The sequence below is a fragment of the Paenibacillus polysaccharolyticus genome (genome assembly GCF_900102085.1).
Lineage (GTDB): Bacteria > Bacillota > Bacilli > Paenibacillales > Paenibacillaceae > Paenibacillus > Paenibacillus polysaccharolyticus.
Genome location: NZ_FMVM01000007.1, coordinates 238,932 through 263,803 on the forward strand (window position 1 = coordinate 238,932; position 24,872 = coordinate 263,803).

At 47.0% G+C, this 24,872-nt stretch carries 23 protein-coding genes and 1 riboswitch; of the genes, 4 read left to right on the forward strand and 19 right to left on the reverse strand.

The genetic code is table 11. The features are described 5' to 3' along the window. Window positions 1-64 precede the first annotated feature (64 nt). From BLQ13_RS11840 to BLQ13_RS11865, 6 genes are all read right to left on the reverse strand, one after another. The gene (locus BLQ13_RS11840) at window positions 65-901 is read right to left on the reverse strand and encodes a MetQ/NlpA family ABC transporter substrate-binding protein (RefSeq protein WP_090919563.1); all 837 of its coding nucleotides are present in this window, start codon (window positions 899-901) and stop codon (window positions 65-67) included. A gap of 40 nt (window positions 902-941) precedes the next feature. Next, entirely contained in the window at window positions 942-1,601 is a 660-nt protein-coding gene (locus BLQ13_RS11845) for a methionine ABC transporter permease (RefSeq protein ID WP_090919566.1), read from the reverse strand. Then, window positions 1,601-2,635 carry a methionine ABC transporter ATP-binding protein gene (locus BLQ13_RS11850; RefSeq protein WP_090919792.1) on the reverse strand — a complete coding sequence of 345 codons (1,035 nt, stop codon included), beginning with the start codon at window positions 2,633-2,635 and terminating at the stop codon, window positions 1,601-1,603. Before BLQ13_RS11850 ends, BLQ13_RS11845 begins: the two co-directional genes overlap by 1 nt. A gap of 121 nt (window positions 2,636-2,756) precedes the next feature. After that, window positions 2,757-2,896: riboswitch (SAM riboswitch) on the reverse strand. Between the two features lie 171 nt (window positions 2,897-3,067). Beyond that, window positions 3,068-3,787: a Cthe_2314 family HEPN domain-containing protein gene (locus BLQ13_RS11855; RefSeq protein ID WP_090919569.1), complete on the reverse strand. Its 720-nt coding sequence runs from the start codon at window positions 3,785-3,787 to the stop codon at window positions 3,068-3,070. 264 nt (window positions 3,788-4,051) lie between these two features. Next, window positions 4,052-4,990, reverse strand: a complete 939-nt coding sequence (locus tag BLQ13_RS11860) for a COX15/CtaA family protein (protein ID WP_139168884.1) — start codon at window positions 4,988-4,990, stop codon at window positions 4,052-4,054. 420 nt (window positions 4,991-5,410) lie between these two features. After that, window positions 5,411-5,755, reverse strand: coding sequence for a thioredoxin family protein (locus BLQ13_RS11865; protein ID WP_090919572.1), 345 nt, complete (start codon window positions 5,753-5,755; stop codon window positions 5,411-5,413). A 141-nt stretch (window positions 5,756-5,896) separates the two neighbouring features. Here BLQ13_RS11865 and BLQ13_RS11870 point away from each other — a divergent pair, with 141 nt between their 5' ends. Beyond that, window positions 5,897-7,186 carry a DUF2515 family protein gene (locus BLQ13_RS11870; protein ID WP_090919574.1) on the forward strand — a complete coding sequence of 430 codons (1,290 nt, stop codon included), beginning with the start codon at window positions 5,897-5,899 and terminating at the stop codon, window positions 7,184-7,186. A gap of 202 nt (window positions 7,187-7,388) precedes the next feature. Here BLQ13_RS11870 and BLQ13_RS11875 read toward each other — a convergent pair whose 3' ends face one another. The 11 genes from BLQ13_RS11875 to BLQ13_RS11925 all read right to left on the reverse strand — a co-directional run bounded on the left by BLQ13_RS11875 (window position 7,389) and on the right by BLQ13_RS11925 (window position 20,438). Then, window positions 7,389-9,017: a putative polysaccharide biosynthesis protein gene (locus BLQ13_RS11875; protein ID WP_090919799.1), complete on the reverse strand. Its 1,629-nt coding sequence runs from the start codon at window positions 9,015-9,017 to the stop codon at window positions 7,389-7,391. A gap of 64 nt (window positions 9,018-9,081) precedes the next feature. Next, complete coding sequence (locus tag BLQ13_RS11880; protein ID WP_090919802.1) at window positions 9,082-9,522, reverse strand: DUF456 domain-containing protein; 441 nt, start codon at window positions 9,520-9,522, stop codon at window positions 9,082-9,084. 54 nt (window positions 9,523-9,576) lie between these two features. Beyond that, the gene (locus tag BLQ13_RS11885; protein WP_090919577.1) at window positions 9,577-10,326 is read right to left on the reverse strand and encodes a Cof-type HAD-IIB family hydrolase; all 750 of its coding nucleotides are present in this window, start codon (window positions 10,324-10,326) and stop codon (window positions 9,577-9,579) included. 199 nt (window positions 10,327-10,525) lie between these two features. Next, window positions 10,526-11,398 carry a metal ABC transporter permease gene (locus BLQ13_RS11890; protein WP_090919579.1) on the reverse strand — a complete coding sequence of 291 codons (873 nt, stop codon included), beginning with the start codon at window positions 11,396-11,398 and terminating at the stop codon, window positions 10,526-10,528. Next, window positions 11,399-12,358 (reverse strand): metal ABC transporter permease, encoded by a 960-nt coding sequence (locus BLQ13_RS11895; RefSeq protein WP_090919582.1) that lies wholly within the window; start codon window positions 12,356-12,358, stop codon window positions 11,399-11,401. Between the two features lie 2 nt (window positions 12,359-12,360). Beyond that, window positions 12,361-13,191: a metal ABC transporter ATP-binding protein gene (locus BLQ13_RS11900; protein WP_244159297.1), complete on the reverse strand. Its 831-nt coding sequence runs from the start codon at window positions 13,189-13,191 to the stop codon at window positions 12,361-12,363. 25 nt (window positions 13,192-13,216) lie between these two features. After that, entirely contained in the window at window positions 13,217-14,161 is a 945-nt protein-coding gene (locus tag BLQ13_RS11905; RefSeq protein WP_090919585.1) for a metal ABC transporter solute-binding protein, Zn/Mn family, read from the reverse strand. A 247-nt stretch (window positions 14,162-14,408) separates the two neighbouring features. Next, window positions 14,409-16,388 carry a peptidoglycan D,D-transpeptidase FtsI family protein gene (locus tag BLQ13_RS11910; protein WP_090919588.1) on the reverse strand — a complete coding sequence of 660 codons (1,980 nt, stop codon included), beginning with the start codon at window positions 16,386-16,388 and terminating at the stop codon, window positions 14,409-14,411. A gap of 288 nt (window positions 16,389-16,676) precedes the next feature. After that, the gene (locus BLQ13_RS11915) at window positions 16,677-18,707 is read right to left on the reverse strand and encodes a peptidoglycan D,D-transpeptidase FtsI family protein (RefSeq protein WP_090919593.1); all 2,031 of its coding nucleotides are present in this window, start codon (window positions 18,705-18,707) and stop codon (window positions 16,677-16,679) included. Between the two features lie 109 nt (window positions 18,708-18,816). Beyond that, complete coding sequence (locus BLQ13_RS11920; RefSeq protein ID WP_090919596.1) at window positions 18,817-19,962, reverse strand: transglutaminase family protein; 1,146 nt, start codon at window positions 19,960-19,962, stop codon at window positions 18,817-18,819. A gap of 20 nt (window positions 19,963-19,982) precedes the next feature. Beyond that, window positions 19,983-20,438, reverse strand: a complete 456-nt coding sequence (locus BLQ13_RS11925; RefSeq protein ID WP_090919599.1) for an ATPase — start codon at window positions 20,436-20,438, stop codon at window positions 19,983-19,985. Between the two features lie 214 nt (window positions 20,439-20,652). On the opposite strand from BLQ13_RS11925, the gene BLQ13_RS11930 reads away from it, so the two are divergent. Both BLQ13_RS11930 and BLQ13_RS11935 read left to right on the forward strand, forming a co-directional pair. Continuing rightward, window positions 20,653-21,870 (forward strand): MFS transporter, encoded by a 1,218-nt coding sequence (locus BLQ13_RS11930; protein ID WP_090919602.1) that lies wholly within the window; start codon window positions 20,653-20,655, stop codon window positions 21,868-21,870. 170 nt (window positions 21,871-22,040) lie between these two features. Further along, the gene (locus BLQ13_RS11935) at window positions 22,041-22,388 is read left to right on the forward strand and encodes a toprim domain-containing protein (protein ID WP_090919605.1); all 348 of its coding nucleotides are present in this window, start codon (window positions 22,041-22,043) and stop codon (window positions 22,386-22,388) included. 86 nt (window positions 22,389-22,474) lie between these two features. On the opposite strand, the gene BLQ13_RS11940 is transcribed toward BLQ13_RS11935, so the two are convergent. Then, window positions 22,475-23,092, reverse strand: coding sequence for an SCO family protein (locus tag BLQ13_RS11940; RefSeq protein WP_090919608.1), 618 nt, complete (start codon window positions 23,090-23,092; stop codon window positions 22,475-22,477). 467 nt (window positions 23,093-23,559) lie between these two features. Here BLQ13_RS11940 and BLQ13_RS11945 point away from each other — a divergent pair, with 467 nt between their 5' ends. Next, window positions 23,560-24,540 (forward strand): metal-dependent hydrolase, encoded by a 981-nt coding sequence (locus tag BLQ13_RS11945; RefSeq protein WP_090919611.1) that lies wholly within the window; start codon window positions 23,560-23,562, stop codon window positions 24,538-24,540. Between the two features lie 100 nt (window positions 24,541-24,640). On the opposite strand, the gene BLQ13_RS11950 is transcribed toward BLQ13_RS11945, so the two are convergent. Next, window positions 24,641-24,856, reverse strand: coding sequence for an alpha/beta-type small acid-soluble spore protein (locus tag BLQ13_RS11950; protein ID WP_090919614.1), 216 nt, complete (start codon window positions 24,854-24,856; stop codon window positions 24,641-24,643). Between the last annotated feature and the right edge of the window lie 16 nt (window positions 24,857-24,872).

Here is a 24,872-nt window from a genome sequence, read left to right on the forward strand (position 1 = left end):
TAGAGAGCCGCGGCCTTTGTTGTAATACATATCAGCAATACTTACGCTGATCTCTCAGAGAACCTTAAAATGCAGGTTCAACTGCACCTTGGTAACGTTCTTTGATGAATTTTTTCACCGTTTCGGAGTGAAGAGCTTCTGCCAGTTTTTTGATAGCGTCGGCATCTTTGTTATCTTCACGGGACACCAGAATGTTTGCATATGGATTGCCTTGCAAATCTTCGATCAACAATGCATCTTTAGATGGATTGAGGTTTGCTTCCAGCGCATAGTTTGCGTTGATAAATACCAGATCAGCTTCATCCAGCTGACGAGGCATCATGGCTGCATCCAGTTCGATGATTTCCAGGTTTTTCGGATTTGCCGTAATGTCCTGTTTAGTGGATGCGATGTTTGTATCATCTTTGAGGGTAATCAGACCTTTTTTCGCAAGCAACAAGAGTGCACGTCCACCATTCGATGGGTCGTTTGGAATAGCCACTTTAGCGCCATCTTTCAGTTCATCCAGGGATTTAATCTTTTTGGAGTAACCACCGAAAGGCTCAACATGGACTGGAGTCACAGCAACAAGGTTGAATCCGCGCTCTTTGTTCTCTGTATCAAGGTAAGGCTGATGCTGGAAGAAGTTTGCGTCCAGTTTCTTATCTGCCAGCTGTTGGTTAGGTTGCACATAGTCGTTAAACGTCACCACTTGCAAACGAATGCCTTGTGCTTCAAGTTCAGGTTTGATGCTTTCCAGAATTTCAGCATGTGGTGTAGGAGAAGCACCGACTTTCAATTCAACGGTACGCGGAGCACCTGCTGCGTTATCCGCACCACTGTCGGATTTCTTGTTGTTGCCGCAAGCTGCGAGCACGGCAATCATCATCAAGCTGAGTAAAATAATAGACCATTTTTTCATCTGTAAAACCCCTTCGCATTTTTATTTTTCAATCTATCTGTTATTTCCGGGTGAAATAAATGACCAGACGATCGCCAATCATCTGCAAGAGCTGAACCAGTATAATCATGGATACAACAGAAATAATCATGATCTCATTCTGATATCGATAGTATCCATAGTTAATGGCCAGTGTACCCAGACCTCCACCGCCGACCATACCCGCCATGGCCGTATAGGACACCAACGTAACGATGGTAATTGTAATTCCGGCAAGCAAGCCAGGTAGAGCCTCAGGTAACAACACCCGTCTTACGATCTGAGCTGTAGATGCCCCCATTGCCTGAGCTGCTTCAATGACGCCGCGGTCCACTTCACGTAAAGTATTCTCCACCAGACGTGCAAAATACGGAGCAGCCGAGATAACCAGCGGTGGAATGACACCAAGCACACCTGTAGCGGTGCCCACCAGCGTACGCGTAAACGGAATAAGAGCAACAATTAATATGATGAAAGGTACCGAACGTAAAATATTAACAATAACTGATAATATGATGTAGGTTAGCTTTGAACTAGGTGAAGCCGATCTGCCTGTCATAAACAGAATGACACCAAGCGGCAAACCCAAGAGAACAGTAAACAAGCCGGATACAGCAAGAATCTGCAATGTTTCAATGGAGGCCGTACCGACCTCTTCCCAGCGTACTTTGGAAAAATCCATTATCGGAGCACCTCCACATCAAGTCCTTCTGCGGTTAGTTCAGACAAGGTCTGTTCAATCGCAGCGGAGTCACCTTCAAAACGTACCGTCAGTTGACCATAAGGAACCTGCTTGATTGTAGAGATTGTACCTTGCAGAATAGCGAAATCCACACCTGTTTTGCGAACTGTTCTCGACAGAATCGCCTCATAGGTTTTATCTCCAAGAAATGAAACCTTCACTAACTTGGAAGAAACACCTGCTGGCAACTCTGTCCCGGCATTTGCCATAACCGCTTCCTCCAGTGCCAGTCCACCTTCGCTGTCACGTGAGACAAAATCCCGCGTGATTGCATGTTGCGGTTTCAGGAACACTTCCGTTACTGGACCTTGCTCCACAATACCACCTTGATGAATAACAGCCACCCGATCGCAAATGTTCTGGATGACGTGCATTTCGTGAGTAATTAGCACAATCGTCAGATTATACTTTTCATTGATATCCAGCAATAACTTCAGAATCGAATTGGTGGTTTGCGGATCAAGTGCCGAGGTTGCCTCATCACAGAGAAGAACATTCGGATCACTTGCCAGAGCTCTCGCTATACCTACACGCTGCTTCTGTCCGCCAGACAGCTGTGCCGGATATTTGCTGCTATGTTGCTCCAGACCAACCAGAGCGAGCATTTCCTTCACCTTGCGATCAATCGCATCCTTAGGTGTGTTGACCAGTTTTAAAGGGAAAGCCACATTGTCGTATACCGTTGCAGAAGACAGCAGATTAAAATGCTGAAAGATCATACCAATCTTGCGTCTTTGCTGCTGTAGTTCACTTTTGCTAAGCTCAGTCAGGTTAATACCATCGACCCAAACCTCACCTTCTGTCGGGCGCTCAAGTAAATTGATACATCGAATCAATGTGCTTTTCCCTGCACCTGAATGACCAATAACTCCAAAAATCTCACCCTTCTGAATCTTCAGATCAAGGTGTGACAACGCCGTCGTTGTTTTGGCACGTCTGCCATATGTTTTGGTTAATCCAACCAATTCAATCACTAATACTGCTCCTTCCCCATCACCTACATATATCTTTACCCGAAGGAAGGGAAAACTCCCCGTTCTACGCAAAAAAAGAGCCCTTTGCAGATACAAAGATGGCTCTTCACGTGAAATGACCTTCTCATCTGCCAAAATCATGTGCAACATGATTCTGTAGGAATTAGCACCTAACATCAACAAGGATAACCATTCATGTCATCATCGTTGATCGGTTGCCGGGCTTCATCGGGCCTGTCCCTCCGCCACTCTCGATAAGAGAAATATAAAGTTGTAGGATTATATAGTTTCATGTAGTTCGTCAAGTATAATGACCGAACTGCATCAAATGCTGTATTGAAGACACGATTCCATGTAAGATTCGATCTGGAACTCAGTATAATCAAAGTATTCCGATTTGTCAAATGGTATTATTTAAAATCATTGCTATACCTAATGTTTCAAAATCTGTTTACGCCAGATTCGATTGATGTATCGATAGGCCATATTCAGTGTTTCACAGACCATATCTACACCTTGCTGCATTTCAAGAAGATGCTGATCAAGATCCTCCAGCTTCACTTTGCCACGCAACGTCTGATGTAACTGCCACAAATCATCCTGCATTTCCGAATTCATGTAATGAATCTCCATATTACGTCGCTTTCGCAATCTGCTCATCGGTTCTCGGTACGCTTCCTTAATCTTAATTAATTGCTGCGCCAACTCATGATGATCCCGATAATATTCGAATTGCCTCAGAACGGTATAATAGGAGAAATGCACTTTGGTTTTGGATGTATTTAGTTGGAAAACTTCATTCAAGACCGTACCCAATTTGTCCAGAATCGCGAAGCACCGAATAAAGGCATCTTTATAAAAATAAACGTACCGGGCATACTCAGATTTCTCAGCAGAACTCATATCGCGCGTTGAACCTGCAACTACTTTTTTACGAAAATGTGCGGCGGCAAAATAACTTTGCTCCAGTTCATCCAACGAAGAGATTAGTCCCTGTGTCCATACATACAGGTTCCGATAATCATGGTTCGGATCATGATCCACATACATCTGTTTTTCAAAAGACTCCAGTGTAAACGCCATGGTATCCATGGCTTGTTTCAGTTTCCCTTGATTCACTCGTGGCTTTTCTCCCAGTAACGTACGTAGCATAGAAGACCTCCTCTTTCCACTGATGATGCAAAATATATATGTTTTCACAGCTGTTGAACAGCTGAAGATGAATTAAAGCGCTATGTGACGTTCGGTTAATCGTTACAACTTGATTTAGGTTGCCCTGCTACCTCCGACATCAAACAAAAGTCCACCTCTCCAATGATCTACATCACCGGATGGTGGACTTTCCAACATGGCCCAGCGCAGCTTCAGGACAATGTAATAAACTTACTTTTTTAAAACACAAAATTCATAAGCTGTTTAGAAACGGTTCACTGGGCGGTGCAGCTTGTACACAAGGAAGCTCATATAGGTCAAGATACCGAACAGTATAGCGATATCCAGCATATGTGCCAGCGCCACAAACATGTAAACTTCCGGGCGATTAATAGTCCACATCATGAACATACCGATAACCACTTGCAACAGAATTAAAACGACGGATAACACACCGAGTGTCCGTAGCTCACGGTTGTCCGGGTGTTTACGGTAAGCAAAATGTCCTAGGATCGCGATTACGATCACGAGTGACACAGCTGCCAGACGATGGGCAAAGGCCACAGCTACCCCGCCAGAAAGTTCAGGCACAATCTGCCCATTACATAGCGGGAATCCGGAACACCCGCCAGCCGAATTCGTATGGCTTACAAATGCGCCTGTATACACGACCAGGTACGTATAGATGGTTGAAAACCAGACCAGGTTACGAAATCCCTTACTAACGCGCGGATACTGGTTCAGACGTTCCAAACCGCCATATCTCGCCTCTTGCCTAATCCCGAGAGCCATCATCAATGAACTGGCAAAAGCAATGAGTGCGAACCCAAAGTGTAGCGCCATGACCGCGGAAGATTGCGAGAACACAACGGCGAAAGCGCCCATAATTCCCTGAATAATCACAAATAAAAGGGTTAGAAACGAGAACAATTGCAAATCACGACGCTGCTTGCCAAAACGTAAGAAGGCAACAAAAGATGCGATGGACAACAGCCCTGCCAATGCACTGACAGCACGGTGGGAGTATTCAATCAGAGAGGCAACAGTATGTGCTGGTACAAGCTTACCGTTACATAAAGGCCACTGTGTTCCGCAGCCAAGGCCCGATTCGGTTTTCGTCACGATCCCGCCGCCAAAGGTAGCCAAGAACATAACAAGACAGGTTAATACGGTTAACCATTTAAACAATGTTAAGTGCTTCAATTTTTTCTCACCCGCTGTTGTTTTAAGATGGCGAAGAAGTTCTTCGCTTGATAATCAATGCCGATTCATTATTGTTGCTAGTGTTGTTTCCATAAGAAGGCTCATTACAGCACTTGTTTTGTACTTTGACACTAATTTCACAACTAAATCCATTATACCGGATAAAAGCATCATTGACGCCGCGCTTTGTGACAAAATGTTAACGTCTATTAAAATTTTGACCAGCAGGTCATTATATTTCGAATTTATGTATGTAGGCCCCTACCCATCTCGGTAGCCTTAAGCTACTCACCTCAAGCCAAATAAAAACAAGGCAGTCTTAAGCCTGAAGACGGCTCAACCGACAGCCTTGTATTTGCATACCTATCTTACAGTCTACCCTGTCTTGAAGACATTCATTCCCTGCGATGCACTTAGGCCTTACTTGTGAATGGTATTGTAGACCTCAACCGCACGATCCAAAAACTGCTCAATCTCTTCTCTCGACTTACGCAGCTTGTTCACATAGCGCACCAGTTCACGTCCGTCCGTGTAGGCTACAAAACTTGGAATACCCAAAATATTTTGCTCCTGACTTACTGTACCCACCTGATCAACATCCACTTCAATCAGGGTCAAGTCACGTGAATACTTCGTTTCCACCTCAGGCATAAACGGATCGATGTATTTGCAATCCCCGCACCAGTCTGCCTTAAATACGGCCACTGTCAAACGTGGAGATTGAATCGCCACATCAAATTCCGGCTTGGATGTAATCTGTTCCATTGTCACATCTCCCTTTCTGTACCTCGTCTCCCTCTAAGTGAAGCAAATTGGTGATTGGAAGTCAAATGTTCAGCGCATACTTAGAATAACCACAAGTCCTGGCATATCAAACACAGATATTCATGAAAGGATGTTCCATTCATGACTTTCACCAGAAATGACTCTTCGGAAAACCAGCATTCAGGCTCCATTGTACAGATCATTCGCTCCATTCCCGGAGCAGCCCTGGAAGTATGGCGAGGTAAACAAGCCGCCTGGCATGCGTCCGCAAGGCTTAGACATCCTTTGCGTGACCTGAATTGGAACGCAGATACAGCTGCCGCTCTGCAAGCTGAGGTGGAGAAGTTAATCCCTACAACAGGCAAGCCATCTCCTGCACGCAACAATCAGGCACAACGTGCGCTGGTGTGTGAAGAGGATTGCATCATTCTCGAAGAGATCAAAACCTTAACGCAGCAGCAGAATCGCAGTAATGTGACTCGAACCGCCGCTTATCTGGAATGCTACGAGCAGTATCCCGAGCTACATTGGGCGCTACTGGCGCATATGGTATCCCGCAACGGTGGATATCATATGACCGACCTGCACAGTGACCTGATGCATAATCTGCAAAATCAGAAGGATCGTGAGCATATGTATCGCTTGCTGGAGCGGTGCAATGCCCTTATTTTTCAGGATGCCTATCCTCAATTGCAGCTGTATATCCACAGTCGGCGGCTTGGACGAAGCTGCTTCCATCTGTTATCTCATTTTCATGTATCGTCGTTTATGACCCCGTTCTGGGAGCGATTTTGGCTCGAACGTTGCAGTTCCATACTGAGTGTGGCCTTAATTATTAATGAGCAGAACTATATCGAGAGCCGGGTGGTGCAACATCCTTATTTTCAAAAAGTAGTACTCTCCAAACCTGCTTTTCATCTGCATAATCTGGCCGGGCTGAACCACATCGTTTTCCCTCTTGCACAAGGAGGTGGACTTACCGGACGGGTCATTGAACACTTTGGCAAACTGAATGAACGCATCCAGTTCGGCAAAGGACTGTATGCCCTATTATTCGGTGTGGAGCAAGTGCTCCAGCAAGTGTTGGAGTTCGCACGCACCGTTCCTCACGGCGGCTCAAGGGCGGAATATTGGCCGGGCCTGTTTACCAAGCATCACGAGGGGCCCACTGATCATAATCTGTACACGGAAGTTTTAATGAATGAGGAATGGCTTCCGGAAGGTCAGCGTCTTTACTCACCTGAGTTGCTCGCTGTCTGGGGGGACACACCTTATGAACCGATTACAAGACATGACTGGCTGGAAACACGAGATTGCCTCGGATACCTCACTGCGCCACGCAGACCTTGGCTGTTTGATATGAGTCATGAGCATCGGTACGGCATGTTAAAAACAGCTCTCGCTCATGATGTGCAAGTTCTTACTCACTAATTGGCAGGAGAAAAAGAAAAAACGGTATCCGAATACGGCTTTAACAGGATCGTAACGTCACTAAAGCAGATCGAGTAGATTCTGCTGTGTAAGACCAAAGTAAGGATAACGTTCACCGTCACGGGAACCAGCCTCTTATGCAATAAAACAATAAAAAAGCACGGTCTGCTACAAGTGCAGACCGCGCTTTTTTCACCTAAATTTATCCTCGTTGTCCGGCGCCGCGTTGCAGACGCATAAGGGGACGAAGAATTTTTTGCAGAATCCGCGGATAACTCCCCAGCTCGTCCTTACGCAACACACGAAGAACCACCATCAGTACGAGATATACCACAACGACCAGCACACCCACGACCATACAGGTTAACAGGAAAGATACCCGTGCAGGCAGGAACGCACCAAAGATCTGGTTTCCACTCCAATTGGCCGCAAAACCGACAGCTGCCGCGAGAAGCACCGTAATGATAAATCCAATCCAGCGATCCCCCATAATTGAAAAATCAACGATTTTACGTAACACACGCAGATTCAGATATGTGATGACGAGGAAACATAGCGCTGTTGCAATGATGATCCCGTAAATGCCGAAGATCGGCGCGAGGATAAGACTCGCAATCAGCTTCACGATAATTCCTGCCGCTACACTAATCATTGTGATTCGTGGTTTTCCAACCCCGAGCAACATGGAGTTCGTTGTCATCATTGTAATCTGGAAAATAGTGCCGAACGTAAGCAATGCAATAATCGGCGTGCCATCTGGAGTTGTGAAGAGCAATCCGTTTACCGAATAAGCCGCCGCACACAGGGTAATCACAATCGGCATTCCCGTCAGAATGGAAATACGTAGCGCCAGCGTTACCTGATTTTTCAGATGTAGCTCATCTTTGCGGGCAAAAGCCGCCGAAATGACAGGCACAAGGGACTGACTGAGCGCTATGGCGAGAATAGGCGGAATACCGGCTATACTCTGGGCTTTGGCACCCAGAATTGCCAGTACGCCTGTAGCTTCTTCCAGACCGATCCGTCCACTAAGCAGGGGAACGACGAGGGAAGAGTCGATAAAGTTGATTGCCGGAACAGCAAGTGAAGACAACACAATCGGAATTGAAAGTTTGAAAATATCAGTGTAAATTCCGCGCATCGGCAATTGCTCTGCACGCTCATAATGTAGCTGTGCCGCACGGTCACTTTTGCGTAGCTTTAATGTAAAGTACAGCATCACCGCAAATGCACCGATACTACCGAACACCCCACCGAAGGATGCCCCGGCTGCAATCGTCTGATCATCGTAATTCCATTGCAACATCACATAGGCCACAATAATCGCTACACCTACACGCGCAAACTGCTCCACGATCTGCGAGATACCACCTGCGGTCATATTGCCGCGTCCCTGGAAATAACCACGCATCATTGCGATCGCCGGGAAGAGTAACAGGGCCGGAGCAAGCGCCCGGATGGCACTCACGGATTCCGGCACTTTGGAAATATGGGTGGCATAAAATGGCGCTGCGAACCATAGCAGAACAGACATGACCACACCGGCCACGGCCGCAAAGATCAAGGCTGCACGGTATATCTGCTGCGCTTCGCCCGCGCGTCCGAGCGCGTAGCGTTCCGAGACCATTTTACTCAGCGTACTCGGTATGCCCGCCGTTGCGACAGTTAACAGCATTAAATACACCGTATTGGAGATCGTGAACGATGCGTTACCAATATCCCCGAGGATATGCTCCAGCGGCACACGTTGTACCAGACCCAGTACCCTTGCAATCAATGCGGCAGCCGCCAATATGAGCGTACCTTTAATAAATGTTTCCTTCTTAGACAAAACGGATTCCCCTTCTTTCCCCCACACCGGACCTCTCCGGACCTTAGCTAGCTAACCTGATATTCTAGGCGAATCGAACCACCCAGATTATAAATAGAACAATCATCACAAGTTGCAAAATAATTTTCATTACCGTGCTGGTAAACAGCCCGACGACAGAGCCAAATCCGACTTTGGATGCTTTGGAAGGCGAGGAACCGCCGATCAGCTCTCCGATAAACGCACCGATGAATGGCCCCAGGACAAGTCCAAAGGCTGGAATCACGAACGGGCCAATAATTACTCCGATGGTACTCAGCGTTGTAGACAGCTTGGAACCGCCAAACTTTTTGACACCCCAGGCACTAACGACGTAATCGGCCACGAACAGCACCACCACGATCAGAATCTGGATAGTCCAGAACCCGCCCCCAAACGGATCAAAGCTGAAGAACCAGCCGTAGACCAGAAATGCGAAGAAAATCGCGATTGCACCCGGCAGAATCGGGTACACCGTACCTGCCATACCTACTGCAAACAGCAGTACAATTAAAATCCAGCCAACGGTTGCGAGCAAAGGTTACTCCCCCTTCAGAATATGTTCACGAATCAGATGTGCGATGCCATCCTCATTGTTGCTTCCGATAACTAAATCTGCCGCTTGTTTCACTTGCTCCTGTGCATTGCCCATCGCAACACCCAGACCGACAGCTTCAATGACAGCCAGATCGTTCAGACTGTCGCCAACAGCGACCACCTCGGACATGTCGATGCCCAGCAATTGGCATACTTCGGCTACACCGGTAGCTTTGGATACGTTCTCCGGGTTTACCTCAATGTTTACAGGAGAGGAATTGGTCATTTGCAGACCGCCCATGTCCTGCAGTTCCATCATAATCTGATGACGAATCTCATCATCCTCGGTGGTAAATCCAAATTTCAGCCATTCTAATCCTTCGATGTTATCCGTCCAGCGATCACGGTTATACAGCTCTTCCACGGAGTATGCCCAGTACCAACTGTTATATTTCTCCCCAATCTCGTGCATCTTGCGAATTAACGCCGGGTCCATCAGATGGCGCAGGTGAAGCTCATGTGGAGCTTTCCAGACCTCGCTACCGTTGACCGTAACCATTGGTGTTTCCAGCCCAAGCTGCACCGCATATGGCATGGCGTGGTATACGGCTCTTCCTGTAGACAAGCACACATGCACCCCGCGACGAATGGCAATCTGAATCCATTTGGCCGTCTCCTGTGTAATTTCATGATTATCATTCAGCAACGTGCCGTCCATATCCAGGGCCAGCAGTTTATATTTCAGTTCGCTCATGTTGTGAATCCTCCTCCAGTATGTCTCTCTCCTCTAAAACAACAAGATCGCCCGGTATCCGCGAAATGGCGGACGCCCCGGACGTCACAGCTAACGACATTTTACCACAGATCACGCGTATGCAACAAAGTAACCTAAAAACCGGAACGCCAAAAACCGCCTGCGATGCAGACGGTCATCTAAATTTATGAAATCATGTTCAACGTGCGGCATATTTACGGCGAACATAACGAAGTACAATGCCATGTTTCGGTGACAGAAGTAACGCAAGTACAAACAGAATGCCAGCCACAGCCACCATGCAACCTGCAATAGAAGCATCCATCGCGTACGCCATCAGGTAACCGCCGACAGAAGAAGCTGCACCGATCAGTACCGCATAAAGAATCATTTTACCAAGCTGATCCGTGAGCAGATAAGCCGCAGCCGCAGGTACAATCAGCATACCTACTACAAGAATAGAGCCTACACTTTCAAAAGAGGCAACGGACGTCATGGACACAAGTCCCATGAGCGCATAGTGAAATAAGACCACCGGAATGCCGCAAGCCGCAGCCAAAGCCGGGTCAAACGCGCATAATTTGAACTGCTTGTAGAACAGTCCTACAACAACGAGAATAACAAGTAACGTAATGCCCAGCATCCAGACCGCTCTAGGTCCTACATCCATTCCCCACAGCGTTAACGTATCCCATTGCACATAGGCAATCTCACCGAACAATACACAGTCCAGATCCAGATCGATATGCTGTGCATTCAGGCTGATCAGGATGACCCCTACAGCAAAGAGTGCTGTAAATACAATACCGATGGATGCATCCGAAGACAGTCCTCCCGCTTGAAGAGTCTGAATGAAAAACACTGTCAACAACCCAAACACGGTTGCACCCAGCAACATCCACAGGGAGTCTCTGGAGCCGCTCCACAGAAACGCAATTGCAATCCCCGGAAGCACGGCGTGACTGATCGCATCTCCGACCAGAGCCATGCGCCGCAGAATCAGGAAGCAACCGAGAATGGCGCAAGCGGAGGAGACGAGTATTGCGGTGAGAATAATCCAAAATGTGGCCATCTACATCTCCCCCTGTTTCTGTGTTTGAGGCTGTGCAGCATGCACCTGTAGCGCGGCTTGCTCTTCACGCATGTAAGTCGACTTCGCCTGGATGCTCCGCAACTTGCGGGCAAGTAACCCTCGCCTTGGTGCGAACAGCGCAGATCCAACAAACAGCACCGTAGCCGCAAGTACAGTCACTGGTCCAGTAGGCAGATTAGGGACAAGCGTGCTGAAGAGTGTTCCTACGGCACCGCTTAATGCGCCGAACAATCCAGCCAGCAACACCATCAGTGCAAGCGAATTGGTCCAGCACCTTGCTGCTGCTGCTGGGGTCACCAGCAGTGCCGCAACCAGCACCACACCTACCGCCTGGATTCCGGCGACAACAGCTATAACCGTCAGTAGCAGAATGAGTTGCTCCAACACTCCGACGGGCAATCCCATACCTCTTGCAAAACCCGGATCAAAGCTCACGAGCTTGAATTCCTTGAACCAGACAAGGCATGCGATGAGTAATACAAGACTTACCCCGCCCATCACATACACATCCGTAAGCACCATCGATGCTGCTTGCCCAAACAGGTACTTGTCAAGCCCGCTCTGGCTTCCACTTGCACTGTGCTGAATACGTGTCAGCATCACAACACCGATACCGAAAAATACCGTCAGTACGATGCCCATTGCCGCATCCTGCTTAATCCGTGAAAACCGGGTTATCCACGAAATACCGAAAGTGGCTACAATTCCTGCAATCAGTGCGCCAAACAGAAACAATCCAATCGACTTCGTTTCCGTCAACATAAACGCAATACAGATTCCAGGCAATGCCGCGTGTGCCAATGTATCGCCCATCAGACTTTGACGACGAAGAAAGGTAAATGAGCCGATAATGCCACTGCTGAATCCGAGGAGCAGACAACCGAGCAAAATCCAGCGTGTGTTCGGGTCTGACAATATAGAAACAACCCAATTCCACATAACTACACCTGGCCTTTCTCCGCTTGGCTGCCGATCATCGCGATGCGACCTCCGTAGGTTTCCTGTAATAAATCCGGTACAAATACTTCTCTTGTTGGCCCAGCGGCAACCAAACGTCCGTTGAGCAACAATACATGATCGAAGTATTCCTCTACCGTTGCCAGGTCATGGTGAACAACTAGAACGGTTTTGCCCTGCTTTTTTAATTGCTCTAGCAGGGAGATGATCGCTTTCTCTGTCGTTGCGTCCACTCCTGCAAAAGGTTCATCCATGAAATACAAGTCTGCATCCTGTACCAGTGCTCTGGCCAGGAATACGCGCTGTTGCTGTCCGCCGGACAACTGGCTGATCTGCCGATACATGTAATCCCCCATACCAACTTGCTCCAGGCAATGAGCCGCAAGATCCTTTTCCTTTTTTCCCGGGCGGCGGAACCAGCCCAGATGTCCATATCTTCCCATCATGACAACATCTAATGCATGTGTCGGAAAGTCCCAATCTACGGACTCCCTCTGTGGCACATAACCGATACGCCGCCTGGTTTCACGATAAGATCGTCCAAAGATCTCAATGTCACCGTGCATTTTCGGAACAAGCCCCAGAACCGCTTTGATCAACGTTGACTTGCCTGCACCGTTCGGTCCAAGAATGCCGATGAGTTGCCCTTCAGGTATATCAAAGGAAACATTGCTAAGCACCGGCTTTTTGTGATAAGCCACGGCCAGGTTCCTTACACAAAGAGGCGAAGAGACCGTTGCCTTTTCATGTCCGAGTTGATCGTTTTCTATAGTTTCTAATGCTTGTTTGGTTGTATTGGTATTTTTCATCATCATAGCTCTCCTCTCTTCAGATGTTATATTATTTCAAAGCCGCCGCGATCGTTTCGACATTGTGCCGCACCATTCCGATATAGGTGCCCTCTACAGTTCCCTCAGCCCCCATAGCGTCAGAGAACAGTTCGCCACCAATTTTTACGGTATGGCCCTTTTCAGCTGCCCCAGCAATAATCGCTTCCATCGCTTTAGCAGGTACACTCGATTCGATAAATACGGCTTTGATTTGATTTTCCACGAGAAAATCTCTTAGTTCACTTACATCTTTGGCGCCATATTCTGCTGCCGTGCTGATGCCTTGGAGACCCATCACTTTAATGCCATAGGCTTGACCAAAGTAACCAAATGCATCATGTGCTGTTACCAGCACTCGGCTTTCCTCAGGGATCTGCCCGATTTTCTCCCGCACTTCCGTATCCAACGCTTGTAGCTTCTCCAGATATGTTGCTGCCTGCGTCTTATACTGTTCCGCATGATCCGGATCTGCTTCCACCAGCGTGTCACGCACAGCTTCGGTTGCACGCATCCAGTGCTTGACGTTAAACCATACATGCGGATCATACTCTGTCCCACCTGTCGCTTGACCGGAATGCAACTCCTCTACCGGAATATTTTCGGCAACTGCGGTAACTTGTTTGCTTTTGGACATTTTCTCCAGAATACTGGTCATTTTCCCTTCCAGATGCAGGCCGTTATAGAAAATCACCTTGGCTTGCTCCAGTTTGCGAATATCCCCTTGGGATGCCTTATACAGATGTGGGTCTACTCCCGGTCCCATCAATCCGGTAACCTCAACATATGCTCCGCCCACCTCTCGTGCTACATCCGCAATCATGCCTGTGGTTGCCGTAACTTGCACTTTGCCGGTACCGTCTACTCCCGAAGTACTCGAACAAGCTGTAAGTACTATGACCAGAACAACACCTATCAGCGTAATGACTCCACGTTGGATACTCCTCATCTTCACCATTAACAAATTAACCGTCCCCTTTCCCTGTCCTAAAATATTTGTCCGCAACTAATTAAGTTGTACAAGGTACCAACTTTTAAACTCGTCTAATAATGTTTCCCTTGTGCAAATTTTAGCCGATGGAAAAATAAAAGGCAAGGGGTATTTTCCCTTGCCTGTCCTATTACTTATGAGTTCAATCTAAAGCCGTTTATTCAATACTTTTATGAGCAGGCCATTGTTTCCTATTATTTTATGCCTTTAATCATCAATCTTGTTCTTTATTCTGGTCCTTCTTCCCCTTTGGGATGCCATTCAAGCCATACACTTCATCGTATGCATCAAAAATTTTGCGTGCGATCGGGGAAGCACTGACCGATCCAAAACCGCCTTCCGGCACGATAACCGCTACAGCCAGTTTCGGTTTGTCTCTTGGCGCAAAGGCGATAAAGACACCGTTCTCCTTTTTATTCGGTCCGGTTCCTTGCTCGGATGTTCCTGTTTTTCTGGCAAAATCATAAGGGAAACCGTCGAAGGAGCTTACTTTGGTGACCATTCCTTTATGCACTTCGTTCCAGTGCGCATCCGCAAACTGCACCTCATTAAGAACCTTTGGCTCAAACTTCTTCACCACATTGCCATCCGCATCACGGATTTCCTTCACCAAGTGTGGCTCCATTCGTTTGCCCTTATTCGCAAGCATTGTGGTGTACTGGGCAAGTTGCATCGTTGTATATTTGGCTTGCTGACCAAATGACGCAAACGCAAGACGTGTCAGTGCAGACTCATTATTGTCTGCTTTATACTCCAACTGACCAAGAAATTCTTTGGGCAGATCAATGCCTGTCGAGACACCCAAACCAAAATCCTTCATGTATTCGTCCCACTTAGCAAGGGCTTTTGTGGCACCATATTTATTCAGCAAACGCTTGCCCACCATATCAATCATAAATGCATTGGACGACTTTTCAATCGCTCTCCGTGCGGTAATATTACCGTTGTAGGCCGAATGTGAGTTCTTTACTTGTCTTCCATCCTTGCCTAATACAGCGTAACCTTTATCAGGATAAGTACTCCCCGTAGTGAACAGTCCCTCTTTCAGGCCGACAAGCACACTGAGCGGTTTAATAACCGATCCAAGCAGAACAACGGACTCTGCACGGCTTGGCTTATTATCATTGGGCGGGAAAGACTCTGTCGTCCCGTTTCGGAAAACATACTTGATTTTGTCATAATCCCAGTCATTCGGATCATAGTCTGGCATACTTGCCATAGCTACCACATTGCCTGTATCCACTTCCATAGCTACAGCGTAACCTGTAATGGCCTTTGGAAGCTTTCGTAATTCATCCGTAATAGCCTTTTGCGCGGCAAGCTGAACCTCCTTGTTGATCGTGGAGATCAGACTGTACCCCTTCTCTGGTGGAGTCAATTCCATCGTGCCTGTAGGTAAATTCCTAGAGTCAATATCAATGGATTGATATCCGCTTCTTCCGCGAAGCTCCTGCTGATATTGCAGCTCCAACCCATCGAATCCAACCCTCTCATCCTGAGAGTAGACCAGTCCAGGATCACGCTGAGACCCAGATTGCTCTATGATCGATTTGTACTGCTTGAGTGTTGTGGGTACTCGCTTGAATTCCCGTGTGTAACCAACAACCTGGACAGCGACTCGATCAGGGTCATATCTCCGTACATTCTCTTCTAGCACCATTACGCCGGGATACTCCGTTTTTTTCTCTAGAAAAAAAGCAATTTCCTGGGTCGTTAGATCGGACTTGACCAGTCTTGGAACATAACCGAATGTTTTTTGGTGATCCAGATCCAGCCGTTTTATAATCTCCTCTGCATCTGGCTGCTTCTCGTCTCCCGGATTGAATCGTTTGAATATATCCGCAAGTTCACGAGCCAATCCTTCGGCTTCCTGCCTGCGATCATCATTACGATAATCTTCATATAACAGCACATACAGTGACTGTACCGGCTCCGAATAAGCAAGCGCCACTTTCCCGGTCGCATCATAGATGGGCCCGCGCACCGGGGCTAGAGGGATATCTTTTGTATTACGCGTAGATTCCATGTACGTCAGTTCAGGCCCTTCGACAAACTGCACAAATGCCAGTCGGAAGATCAGAATGCTGAATATGACAAATGCCACGAAAAAAAACACATTCAGCCTCGCGCTGGTCGATTGATTTACCGCTCTCTCGTCTTCGTTCGGCGGTTTATTTTTAAGTCGATTAAACATATGCTCCCCTCTCCGTTCTTTGTACAAGTTTAAAAATCACACGATCTATACATACCGAAACGTCATAACAGACCCCAACAGACAACAGACCAAAATAGCAAACTCTCACCTCTTAAGTGTAGCAAATGCAGACTGTAACGTCTTTCTAATTTTGGTTACATTTTCGTAATAAGAAGCCCTCTGTATATAACGTAAGAAGACTGCCTGGGTTCCATAAAAAAAGCAACAAAAAAAGGCCCCGTTCTGGGGGCCTTTTACCATATGGAGAACACGATCTCCATCACTGCATCACTGTGTACTTGTTTCTGTTTCTTTATCTTTATTTTTTTTCGGAACACCATCCAGGCCGAATTCCTGGTCGTATGCATCGAAAATCGCACGTGCAACCGGAGCCGCACTGTTGGAGCCAAAGCCCCCTTCCGGGATCATGACCGCAACAGCCAGTTTTGGATTGTTACGGGGTGCAAAAGCGATAAATACCCCGTTATCCACCAGTTTCCCTCCAATATTCTGTGTCGACGTACCTGTTTTTCTGGCAAAATCATAAGGGAAACCGCCAAAGGCAGAAACCTCGGTAGCCATACCACGCTGTACCTCATTCCAGTATGCATCACTGAAGTCCGCTGTACTGAGTACCTTCGGTTTTACTTTCTCCACCACATTGCCTTCCGAATCCCGGAACTCTTTGACAAGCTGTGGTTCCATTCGTTTTCCTTTATTGGCAAGCATCACGGTATACTGCGCGAGCTGCATGGTTGTATATTTTCCTTGTTGTCCAAAGGAAGCATAGGCTAGTTTGGTCAGGGAGCTTTCTGTTTCACTTTCATATTCTTTACGCCCAGCCCATTCATTCGGCAAGTCCACTCCTGTTTTTATACCAAGACCAAACTGCTCCATGTACTTGTCCCACACGTCAACGCCCTTAGCACCATATCGCGAGTACAGCTTCTTACCAATCTCGTCAATCATAAATACGTTAGAGGAATGACGAATCGCATCACGAGGGTACATGGCACCGTAAACGTGCCCCGATGAGTTCTGTACGCGGCGGTTATCTCCACCAAACGTGGTTGAACCCCGGTCGATATACACCGAATTAGTAGTAAAGAAACCTTCCTTCAAACCGATCAATACACTCAGTGGCTTAATCGTTGAGCCGAGCAATACGACAGATTCAGCTCTTTTTTTGGAATCACTAGGTAGAAATCCCCGGATTGTACCGTTTTGATAAATATATTTGATTTTATCGTAATCTTCTGTACTGATGCTGCCCGTTCTCCACACATTGGTGTCGTAATCAGGCATACTGGCTGCCGCTACAACCTTCCCTGTATCCACTTCCATCGCTACAGCAAAGCCTGTTTTGGCATTGGGATGTAATCTGCCGGATACCGGATTGCGATGCAACCAGCTTAACTGATCCATAATCGCTTGCTCTGTTTTCACCTGCACATTTTTGTTAATGCTGGAGATCAGATCATACCCTTTTTGCGGCGGGGTTGTGCCTGCTACCCCTTCAGGCAAGTTACGTAAATCAACGTCAACCGACGTATAACCACTTTTGCCCCGCAGCTTATCCTGATACTGTAACTCCAGTCCATCAAATCCAACAAACTCATTTTCCGTATAGACCAGACCTGGATCAGTCTGCGTTTTGTTTGCTTCATCTACTTCTTTATACTTTTTCAACGTTTTGGAGCTTTTGAATTTTTTCAAATAACCAATCGATTGAACGGCCACTGTATCCGGATCGTAGTAACGTACACTTTCTTCCACAATCTGAATACCTTTGAATTCATCCTTATGCTGGAGGAAATAAGCAACCTCCCCTTCGGACAAATCACTCTTGATCAGACGCGGCATAAACCCGTTAGCCTTGCGGGAATTCAGATCCATTTCCTCCATGATTTGATCAACGGTCAAGGATTCGGAATTCGGGGTTTTATACTTTTCAAAAACATCATGCAGACGCGTAGCCATCTCTTGAACTTCACCAATTTTCGGATTCGGCTGGCCATCCACATCCCCGTAGTTTTTGTACAATGTGAGATACAGCGACTGAATCGGCTTGGAATACGCCAGTTTCACCGTCCCCGTAGAATCGTAGATGGTTCCTCTCACCGGAGCAAGCGGCACATCCTTCGTAATGTTACTTGCTTCTTCCTGACTGAGCTCAGGTCCTTCAACGAATTGTAAAAACGCCAAGCGTACAATGATTACACTAAAAATAACAAAGGAAGCGAAGAAAAATACGTTCATCCGGTAACTAAAACGCCGTTTGTCCGCAAGTTCATCCTTCTCATTGGAATGCTTTTTCATTCATCCTACCTCTTTCATGACTTGATGCATACCGCAGAACCTTAACTTACCGGCATGATAACCTGGCAACGTCGTCATATTCCGAACCATATCCGTGTCCGGTGTACTATCAGGCTGACTGATCTTTCAGATGCGTGTCGGCAAAGTTAGGTGGGTTAAACCAATCTCCGCTGATGGCCCACGTTGGATCAAGCGGAACCCAGCGATTCGAATCACTCAAATAGACTTCATTCCATGCATGAGGGCCGTACCCTCCCTGACCGTTATATCCCAGACCTGTAACAACCCTGACATCAAGCCCCTGAGAACGTGCCATTACCGCATATAAGCGGGCATAATCGATACATACCCCTTTGCGCGTATCAAAAGTATTCTGAGGGGTCTGTTCATGCCATATTCCCCTCTGTTCATAATCATCCACTTTCCCGTAGTCGTATTGAACCCGGGTGCCAACCCAGTCATACAGAGCTCTGGCTTTTGCCTCATCCGTCGATTTTCCTTTGACAATCTCCTGCGCGGCTTGCTCAATATCGGCTGGAATATTGTGGTCAATCACTTCATACTTCCGTTGCAAAATACCTCCGAGTTCCTTCTGCACAGCCTGCGTGAATACCGGAAGTTTGTCCTTGATAAACGTACCAGACAAAGGCTCAATCACCGATTTAGCACCCTGCATATAGATCGGAGATGCCTCCACATAACGGCTGAACATACTACCCGGATAGAGACTTACAATCATGAACAATACGGCAATCACAATGATTCCTCGGACCGAACCGATGACCGTGCCGATCACTGCGCCTGTCAGCCGGCTAAAAATCCCTTTTGGCGCAGCTTGCTCATCTCCTGCATGTCTTCTGCGAAATATGAAGGTTGTTAAAAATCCAAGAATCATGCGAATCAAGCCGTAACTCAATACAAATAATACGGCAAACCGCATAAGCGGGAAATCTGCGATCGCTGTAACCAGCGTATAATACAGCTGTTCCCACCGGTTCAACTCACGATTAGGCATATCCCCGGCATGTACAGATAACCATTGCTGTACATAAGGCGCAAGCCATAACGTCAGACCGATAGATAACAAAATACCAATGACCGCCATAATACCGTCCATCAGGAAACCAAAGAGTCTCCCCGCAGAACGTGAAGCCCCTCTGGACCATCCCTGTAATAAGGATGCTGCTACGATCAGCAACAGCAGAATGGTAATCCCATTAAACTCCTTCAGGCTGTCCAGCCAAGTTTGCAGCACGTCTTCATTCCTCCTTTAAACTACGAAGCAGGTGCTGTTTTATTTTTTTGTGCCTGTTCGACAAATGTGCGGATCGTATCGTTGTCGAGTTTCCACTCACCAACAGAAATACCGCGGAACGTCACATCGACTTTATCCGACTTCGTGCTACCCTTAAGCTCAACGTTAGGACTGGTTATCGTAAATTCACCATTTTTCCCCGCCGCATAGGTGGCCTTGGAGGCTTCCTTCAGCATGATGCTTGTTGCTTCTTTCTTGAGTGTGTCCATCGTGCTGGACTGCACGTCTGTGACGGTTTGTTTGATCTGTTCAATGGAGATGCCGCTGTATATCAGCAGAGCCGCAATAATGATGATGGCAATCGCCCATTTTAACATCGTTTTGACCACATTCAGAACAAAGAACAAAATGATCAGTGCAACGACGATCACCAGCCAGTTCTGCATCACAAACTCTTTGATTACTTCTATGTTCATGATTACACCTTCCGAATTAGAATTGATTCATGACTTCCCGAATATTATACATGATTTCCGAACCTGCTGTCAGCTAAGCCCTCTCCGGCAAAAATAAACGGTCTAAGTTCGTCCTGCGGGGCGTACAAGTAGTACCATGAGGATTCGTCCGACGAACGTGGACACGTTCAAGACCTGTGTACAAACAGGCATCGCCTAACAAGGAGGGGCTCTAGTGAAAACGGCCATCTGGCTATACCTGTTTTTGTTTCTAGCTGTGTTTGATCTGCATGCCCAGTATCCCATTCTGACGCCGTTTGCGATATCGCTCGGTGCGGCTCCAACCTTTATCGGCTGGATGATGGGCATCTATTCCTTAACCCACCTGCCTGGCAATCTGATTGCTGGAACACAGATTGATAAACACGGGAGCCGTCGATATATTGTGTTCAGTCTGGTCGGTGCGGGGTTCATCCTACTTCTGCAGGCTCACATTCATACCCCTTGGCAACTGCTCGCGCTACGTTCTATTAGCGGCTTTGTATTAGCCTTTCTATCTCCGGCATGTCTGGCCCTGCTCGCTCAACTCTCCAATGACCCGGTGAAACAAGGAAAATACATGTCGGGTCACGGTGTCGTGCACACGCTGGCTTCGGTGGTGTCACCAGCCGCAGGTGCCGTGATCGTCGGTGCCATGGGGTTCTCTGCCACCTTCTCGAGTCTCGGCTATCTACTCATTCTGACAGGTGTCATTGCACTGCTTACCATGCCGCGTGGCCTCGTTCGCCAGCCGCAGCCATTGACCGAACCCGCAAAACCTGGCCTTGCGCCTTCCGGCTCGGCTAAAGCTAACTCTGATCATTCGCCAGCAGAAGCGCCAAAAGCATTCCTGCCCGTTTCCTGGCGTTATTTCATGCTACCCTTGGTTATTGCCTGCGCTCAAGGTATTCTGTTCTTTGAATTACCGCTGCGGGGAGGCGGGCATTCCTCCATGATGTCGACAGGTTTACTGTTTTCAATCATTAGCATCGGTGCGCTCTTTACACTCAGCATGCTGTTTCTTAACCGTTATTCGCCCAAACTGCGTTTAGTTGCTGGTGTACTGCTGATGTCCTTGAGTTTTTTCGTGATGGCAGCCGTTCCGCAAATTTCGTTATCCATCGTGTTATTTGTGCTCGGGATGTCCAAAGGTATCATTTTCCCCGCGATGGCTACACTTTTTATTCACTTAAGCGGTGGTGGCAAGCTTGGGCGTATTTTCTCTCTGCAATCGATTGCCACCTCTATTGGTTCGTTTATTGGTCCGATTACGGCTGGACAGCTGAGGCTGGGGGTATCTCCTTATTTCATTGCTTTTATTTTGCTGATGATCGGCATCTTGCTACTTCCCTATTATACGTCAAGACATACTGCCCCGCTCTCATCTTCCGATGCGAAAAGCATCCTGGGGTGAAGTATATAAGCTTGTCCTGACCAACTTATACGTTAGAGCCTTCTGCAGAACAATTTAAACTTTGCATCATTCCCCCATTTCCAGATACACTATAAGTACATTCAGTCGATTTTCGCTGTAACATTTCCCGGGGAATGTCGACATCAGCTCTCGAATCAGGGGTGAATAAGATGCCTATTCATGTCATTGTGGAAGGTAAGAATGATCGCAGTAAACTCAAACGTTTAGTGGGTCCAGAGATCAATATTTTGTGCACATTCGGAACGCTGAACTCCCTTAAACTGGAGACGCTGCGCAAGCAAGTAGGATATGATGAAGTTTATTTATTCATGGACAATGACAGCTCAGGTAAAAAGATAAGAGGTGTACTGCGCGATGCTTTTCCCGATGCGGTACAAATGTATACAAGACGTGGGTACGCAGGGGTTGAAGGTACACCTGATGAATACATCATCTCGCAATTAGAGAAGGCAGGACTGGAGGAATATATCCAGTATCCTGACGAACCTTCGTATTAAAAAGAACAACAAATAAAAGGCTGTTTCTGGTTATAGCAACCAGAGACAGCCTTTGCTAAAGACTTCGTGCTTAACATTTTACGGTGTTATTCTTTAATCAGCCTGCGAATGTCCTCTGCGATGGCTTCCGGCTGCACATCTTCTGTATTAAAAGCGTTATAAACCTTGCGAAGCTGGTTATTCTCATCCACCAGACCAATCATGTTCATATGGGCAAAATCATCCTTGTTCTCGCCTTCGATCAGAATCTGGAACGATTCTTTGGCGAACTGCTTGGTTTTATCCATATCCCCACGCAGGAAATACCAGCCAGAATAATCCGCGTGGAAACGGTCGGCAAAGGTTTTGATCTTCTCCCTCGTATCTACTTTTGGGTCGAAGGAAATCGATACAAAGGATGCCTTATCTCCGAATGTTCCATCTTCTTTCAACAAGTCCTGCACCTGAGACAGCGTAAATGTCGTAATCGGGCAAACATCAGGGCAACTGGTGAAATAAAAGTAGAACAATCGCACTTTGCCTTGCGTATCCGCCAACGATACGTTACGACCATCCACATTTTCCATGGAAAACGATTGGATCTCCCGAATCTCGGGTAATTTCTCCTGGCTGGCAAATGCCGTATTCCACATTAAATACAACGCCATAATCAGTGCAATACCGAGCAAAATCCACGTCCATTTGTATTTCTTAATGACCTGCATCCTCTTCCCTTCCCCCTAACAATGTACTAGTGAATGCGCATACATATTTGATCCATAAAAACCCTCTGTTAAGCTGCCCTGGCTTACTGATACAAAATGATTTCGGTTAACGTGATAAATTAAATCTACGTTATCATTTCAGCCAAGGGATACATATGTATAATACAGTGCCTTCATTACGGGACATATCTTGGCTTATGACAAGGTCGTTGTTCACAAAATATGTCTCATCGCGACATGTTTATTAAATCCACGCGACTTCCGATATAAATTTTATCACAAGAAACCACGGAATAGTTTGACAATGTTCGTACATTTGTTGGGAAATGGACAGATTGTTACCAGGGCTTAGCATGTTTTGCATCCATGCGGGTGGATAATATACACTAGAATTGGGTATCACCTAGATAGAGAAGGTTAATTTTGATGACGATACACTGACGTTACACCTTATAAAGGAGAGATTTATGGATACCTCTACACATTTTGTTATGGGCATTGGTTTGGCGGGTCTCGCCTATGTTGATCCTGTCGTTGCAACCGACCCCATGCTGGCAGCCGCCGTCATGGTAGGCACGATCGCTGGCTCCCAAGCCCCTGACATTGATACTGCACTGCGTTTTAAAAGTAATTCGCTATATATTCGAAATCATCGGGGACTGTCCCACTCGTTGCCGTTTCTGTTGTTATGGGTACTGCTAATTACGGGTGTGATCGGATTGATTTTTTCAGGAGTTTCACTTGGTCATGTTGCCCTCTGGACTGCTGTAGCTGTAGGCATACATGTCTTTACCGACTTGTTCAATACGTATGGAACACAGGCTGCCCGTCCTTTTACAGAACGCTGGATTGCCTGGAACATCATTCATATCTTTGACCCGTTCCTGTTTACTACACATGTGATTGCGATTCTATTATGGGCTTTCGACCTTATTGCACCTGCTCCACTCTTTACTACGCTGTATATCCTGATTGGAATATATTATGTATGGCGTACCATCGCGCGGGCACTGGTGGTTCGAAAAGTGAGACGTATGGATAACAGTCCGGAACCAGCCAAATACATTGTGATTCCAACGATTTCCTGGAGCCGCTGGCATGTTGTCAAAACGAATAAGGATGGAAGTTATGAGCTTGGTAAGATCGATGGTTCTGAGCTGACCTGGAGCCTGCATGCCACCTCTTCCACTCATGCAGCCGTTGTAGCCTCACGCAAGGCACCGGAGGTTAGTGCATTCCTCTATTTCACTTCTTATGCTGTAGCCGAGGTGGAGGAACTTCCTGCCGGATATAAAGTTCGCTGGGCTGATGTTCGGTATCGACACCGGAAACAGTATCCCTTTGTCGCCGTAGTGGTCATGGATCGTAACTTCAAAACAATTGATACTTACGTAGGCTGGCTAAGTGATGAAAAAATGGATAAAAAACTTTTATCTGCTCGCCCTTGACGCAGACCTTGGTTGCAGGGCACAATCGTTATAGGAACGATTGCGCGGGAAAAGCCCGGAGCGTTATCCGCTCCGGGCTTTTACTGCTTTGGTATATAAATTATTTGCCAGACAGAGACTGCTCAGCGATTTGTACCAGACGTTTGGTGATATATCCACCCAAAGATCCAGTCTCACGGGAAGTGTAGTTACCATAGTATCCGTCTTGCGGGATAGTTACACCCAGTTCTTGTGCAGCCTCCATTTTCAATTGTTGCAGAGCTGCTGTCGCTTGAGGCACCACCAAGTTGTTAGAAGAGCGAGATCCTTGAGCCATATTTAAAATCTCCTTT

Coding starts and splice junctions, on each gene's coding strand:
- BLQ13_RS11925 (WP_090919599.1), bottom strand. CDS start 20,438: ATGAACATAGAAGTAATCAAAGAGTTTGTGATGCAGAACTGGCTGGTG.
- BLQ13_RS11890 (WP_090919579.1), bottom strand. CDS start 11,398: ATGGCCACATTTTGGATTATTCTCACCGCAATACTCGTCTCCTCCGCT.
- BLQ13_RS11900 (WP_244159297.1), bottom strand. CDS start 13,191: ATGATGATGAAAAATACCAATACAACCAAACAAGCATTAGAAACTATA.
- BLQ13_RS11915 (WP_090919593.1), bottom strand. CDS start 18,707: ATGAAAAAGCATTCCAATGAGAAGGATGAACTTGCGGACAAACGGCGT.
- BLQ13_RS11840 (WP_090919563.1), bottom strand. CDS start 901: ATGAAAAAATGGTCTATTATTTTACTCAGCTTGATGATGATTGCCGTG.
- BLQ13_RS11885 (WP_090919577.1), bottom strand. CDS start 10,326: ATGAGCGAACTGAAATATAAACTGCTGGCCCTGGATATGGACGGCACG.
- BLQ13_RS11950 (WP_090919614.1), bottom strand. CDS start 24,856: ATGGCTCAAGGATCTCGCTCTTCTAACAACTTGGTGGTGCCTCAAGCG.
- BLQ13_RS11870 (WP_090919574.1), top strand. CDS start 5,897: ATGACTTTCACCAGAAATGACTCTTCGGAAAACCAGCATTCAGGCTCC.
- BLQ13_RS11880 (WP_090919802.1), bottom strand. CDS start 9,522: ATGGCAGGTACGGTGTACCCGATTCTGCCGGGTGCAATCGCGATTTTC.
- BLQ13_RS11910 (WP_090919588.1), bottom strand. CDS start 16,388: ATGTTTAATCGACTTAAAAATAAACCGCCGAACGAAGACGAGAGAGCG.
- BLQ13_RS11845 (WP_090919566.1), bottom strand. CDS start 1,601: ATGGATTTTTCCAAAGTACGCTGGGAAGAGGTCGGTACGGCCTCCATT.
- BLQ13_RS11865 (WP_090919572.1), bottom strand. CDS start 5,755: ATGGAACAGATTACATCCAAGCCGGAATTTGATGTGGCGATTCAATCT.
- BLQ13_RS11935 (WP_090919605.1), top strand. CDS start 22,041: ATGCCTATTCATGTCATTGTGGAAGGTAAGAATGATCGCAGTAAACTC.
- BLQ13_RS11895 (WP_090919582.1), bottom strand. CDS start 12,358: ATGTGGAATTGGGTTGTTTCTATATTGTCAGACCCGAACACACGCTGG.
- BLQ13_RS11905 (WP_090919585.1), bottom strand. CDS start 14,161: ATGGTGAAGATGAGGAGTATCCAACGTGGAGTCATTACGCTGATAGGT.
- BLQ13_RS11940 (WP_090919608.1), bottom strand. CDS start 23,092: ATGCAGGTCATTAAGAAATACAAATGGACGTGGATTTTGCTCGGTATT.
- BLQ13_RS11945 (WP_090919611.1), top strand. CDS start 23,560: ATGGATACCTCTACACATTTTGTTATGGGCATTGGTTTGGCGGGTCTC.
- BLQ13_RS11855 (WP_090919569.1), bottom strand. CDS start 3,787: ATGCTACGTACGTTACTGGGAGAAAAGCCACGAGTGAATCAAGGGAAA.